We start from the raw sequence: 3513 nt of genomic DNA, 5'->3' as shown, positions 1-3513 counted from the left end.
GCGCCTGCTCGGCCACGAACTCGATGTCCGGCTGCACCTTCTTCATGCCCTCCTTGAAGGCCGCCACGGCCGCCTGCCCGTATTCGTAGTTGGGGTACACCACGGCCCAGCGCTTCTTGCCGAGCCTGGCGGCCTCGCCGATGACCGACGAGGCCAGCGCATAGGTGCCGGAACGCAGGCGGTAGGTGTAGCGATTGCCGTTGTCCCAGACGACCTTGTCGCTCAGGGGCCCCGAGGCCAGGAAGAAGACCTTCTTCTGCTTGGCGAAGTCGGTCAGCGCCAACCCGACGTGGGACAAGGTGACGCCGGCCAGGAGGTCAACATTTTCGCGCGACAGCAGTTCCTCCGCCATGCGCACCGCATCGCCGGGATTGCCGTTGTCGTCGCGAAACACCGTCTCCAGTTTCCGGCCCAGGACGCCGCCGGCGGCGTTGACCTCCTCCTGCGCCAGTAGCCAGCCCTGCTTGTAGGGCACCAGGTTCTGCGGCAGCGCCTTGTAGCTGTTGATCTCCCCGATCTTGATCGGGGCCTGCGCGACGGCGCTGCCGCCGGCAATGCTGAGGCAGGCCGCCAGCAGGCGGGCGGACACGGAAAGCGCGGTGTTCATGGCGAGGAGTCCTTTCTGGCGGGGGGCGTGGGAGTTCGGAGGGCGGGAGCGTCGCGGCTCAGCTCATCGGTCGGCAGCGGCCATCTCTTCGACGATGCGCCGCATCTTGATCGACGAGCCGTCGAGGCCGAGGTGAATGCGGTGCCATTGGCGCGGCTTGTCCTCGTTGCGCTGGATCGCCTCGAGAACGCGCTTGTCCTCGTTGAACGCCAGCCGGAGGTTGCTGCGCAGGCGCTCGTCGATCTCCGGATCGGCGGGCGAGTTCTTGAGGCAGAGCCAGTGCTGCACGCAGCTGCGCTGGTCGATCGGCGTAATGAAGTGGCAGGCGTACATCTGGATGCAATCCTCGCGATTCCCCTCGGGCGCGCCGGTCCCCGTCCTGGCGGAACCGAAGTCGATCACCGCGATGCTCGGGGCGTGATAGTGGTAGTAGTGCCAGCGGTCCACATTGCCCCCGAAGTCCTTGAGGCCTTCGAAGATCGGAATGAGCGGCCCGTCGATGACCCAGCGCCAGGTCACGACCTCGTTGCCCTGGCGCTCGTGCTGGACCCGCGTCTCCTCGCGGCCGGCGCTGGCGAGCGTGTTCTGGTGCACGTAGACGACGTGCGTCGGGTCGCACAGGTTGTCCGCCAGGCTCAGGTAGTTGGACTGCACCAGCAGCGCATCGCCCTCGACCACGCTGTAGTTCGCGTCATCGTACTGGGGCAGGCGGAACACCTGGCTGCGATCGGCCCGGGCCGGGTCGCCCATCCACACCCAGACCATCCCCATGCTCTCGGCCGTCGGATAGCTGCGCACGCGGAAGCTCTCGGGCGGCCGCGCCATGCCGGGCGCCACGGTGCAGCGGCCGCTGCAATCGAAGGTCAGGCCGTGGTAGCCGCATTGGATGGCATCGCCCTGGAGCCGGCCGATCGACAGTGGCGCCAGTCGGTGCGGGCATGCGTCTTCCAGGGCGGCGACGCTTCCCTCTTCGGTGCGATAGATCGCGAGGTCCTCTTCGAGCACGCGCCGGGTGACGATGTCGCGTCCGATGTCCCTCGACCAAGCGAGCGGGTACCAGGCGTTGTAGGCATAAGCAGTCATGAACGGTCCTCGAGAGTGCCGACGGGTTGTCTGGAAAGGGAGTACGCAGAAACCGTGCCAGCGATTAAGTAAGTAACTTCTCCATTTGAATGGAGAACATACTTAATTTTGGTGCCGAAGGCCAGCGGGTTTGCACCGGGCGCGGGCGCTCGGCCAAGGAACGAATCATCATGATCAAAGGTTTCGACGCGCCCGAAACGACCGCGGGTCACTGCACAGAAGTGACCGTCCTCACAGATGGGGCGCGCCGGTAACCGGGGTTTGCCAGTGCGCGCGCATGCAGCATGAGGTGCAGGGTGTCCGCGCCCTGCACGGATAGAAGTTCGTCCGAGCACTGGCTCGAACGCTCGCCACACCCCGACCTCGAATCAGGATGCATGACCCACGCCACTGARCTGCCTCRCCCGCTCAGCAATACACAGGTGTTACGCAATGAAGTAATTGTTGATCGATACGTCAATTGAMAWGGCTTGACAAAAGAGTCCCCATAGAAGCGCACTGGCAAACCCCGGTTGCGGGCGCGCCCCTTCTTATGGAACGGTCACTTCTGTGAAGTGACCCGTGACCGTCGCGGACGCGTCGACCTTTGATCATGATGATGCGTTCCTTGCCAAGCGGTATGTCGGTGCGAGGCTGTCAGGCCCTCTCTCAAGCGGCGGCCGGCTTGAGCGTGGCCCCGGCCGGKATCTCGCCGTACTGCAGAAAGCGCCACAAGGCGATCGCCAGTTTTCTCGCCAAGGCGATGATGCCTACGCGACGCATGCGCTTGCCCCCACCAGCGAAGCGCCGGTTGAACCACTGRGYCAAGGCGCTGCCGGGCTGCAGGCGCAGCCAGCACCAGGCGAGTTCGACCAGCAACACACGCGCTCGCTTGTTGCCGGCCTTGCTGATGCCCTGCTCGATCTGGCTGTCGCCGCTGGCATAGGGCGTGGGCGCCAACCCCAGGCAGCCGGCCAGTTCGCGCCGGTTGGCGAAGCGCCGCCAGCCGAACACCTCCTTGACCARCACCCAGGCGCCCTTGGGTCCGACGGCGCGCAGCTGGGCCAGTTGCGCCACCAGTGGTTGCTTGCCATCGGCCAGTTCCTGGCGCCGCTCGGCTTCCATCGCCTTSACCTGCTGCTTCACCAGCGCCAGCCGCGCGTTCTCGCGTTCGATCTCGGCGCGCAGCACCGGGGGCACCTGTGTGCCATGACGCGCCCACCAGGYGGGCCAGTCGCGTCCGCCGATGATGACGTGCGGGCGTATGTTGTGCAGCACSAGCAGCGAGCTGATGCGGTTCGTGTGAGCGGTGCGCTCCTTCGTCAGCCGGGCGAGCTCGCGATGCATGCGGCGTGCGTCTTCGTCCTCGGGCGTGGGCTCATGCACGACCGACCACACGCGCTCGCCGCGATGATGGCGCAGAAGCATCGCCAGCAGCTTGTCGCCATCGAGCCGGTCGGTCTTGGCCCGCCGGGCGTGYCGGTTCACCTCGATGCTGGAGGAGTCGACCACGATGTTGTCGACACCCTGCTCGATCAGCCAGCGGTGCAGCCACCGTGCAGATCGGACCGAGGTCCACCGCCGCTGGCCTTGATGGTCATTCGCGAGGTCGGGTCTTACTCAGCAGTCGATAATTTAGGCTACAAAAGATCACCACGACAATCGAATTGATGATTCAATAGCGCATGAAACGAGATGGCCGCACGCTGGATCACAAAACGCTTGAAGAGATTCGCCTGATGGCGGTGGAGCGAGTTCGCGATGGAGAGAAGCCTTCTGCGGTGATTGCCGCCTACGGCTTCAGCCGCACGACGATCTACAATCAGCCGCACGACGATCTACAA

2 protein-coding genes and 1 pseudogene are annotated in these 3513 nt (G+C 64.8%); all 3 read right to left on the bottom strand.

Annotation, left to right across the window (positions count from 1 at the left end; translation table 11 throughout):
- Nucleotides 1–607, bottom strand: a 607-nt coding sequence (locus AC1DY5_RS47380) for an ABC transporter substrate-binding protein (RefSeq protein ID WP_478121299.1), incomplete at its 3' end; no start/stop codon positions are given.
- Between the two features lie 63 nt (nucleotides 608–670).
- Nucleotides 671–1690, bottom strand: coding sequence for an aromatic ring-hydroxylating dioxygenase subunit alpha (locus AC1DY5_RS47375; protein ID WP_478121298.1), 1020 nt, complete (start codon nucleotides 1688–1690; stop codon nucleotides 671–673).
- Nucleotides 1691–2338: 648 nt separating this feature from the next.
- Nucleotides 2339–3235 (bottom strand): annotated as a pseudogene (locus AC1DY5_RS47370) (IS110 family RNA-guided transposase); the annotation flags it as partial.
- Nucleotides 3236–3513: the final 278 nt, after the last annotated feature.

The sequence above is a fragment of the Variovorax sp. P4_D9 genome (assembly GCF_056401695.1).
Note: the sequence above shows the minus strand (reverse complement) of the source record. Positions and strands in the feature narration are given on the sequence as shown.

What these genes read in the sequence shown, in the direction of transcription:
- AC1DY5_RS47375 (WP_478121298.1), bottom strand. Translation starts at nt 1,690, where the DNA reads ATGACTGCTTATGCCTACAACGCCTGGTACCCGCTCGCTTGGTCGAGG.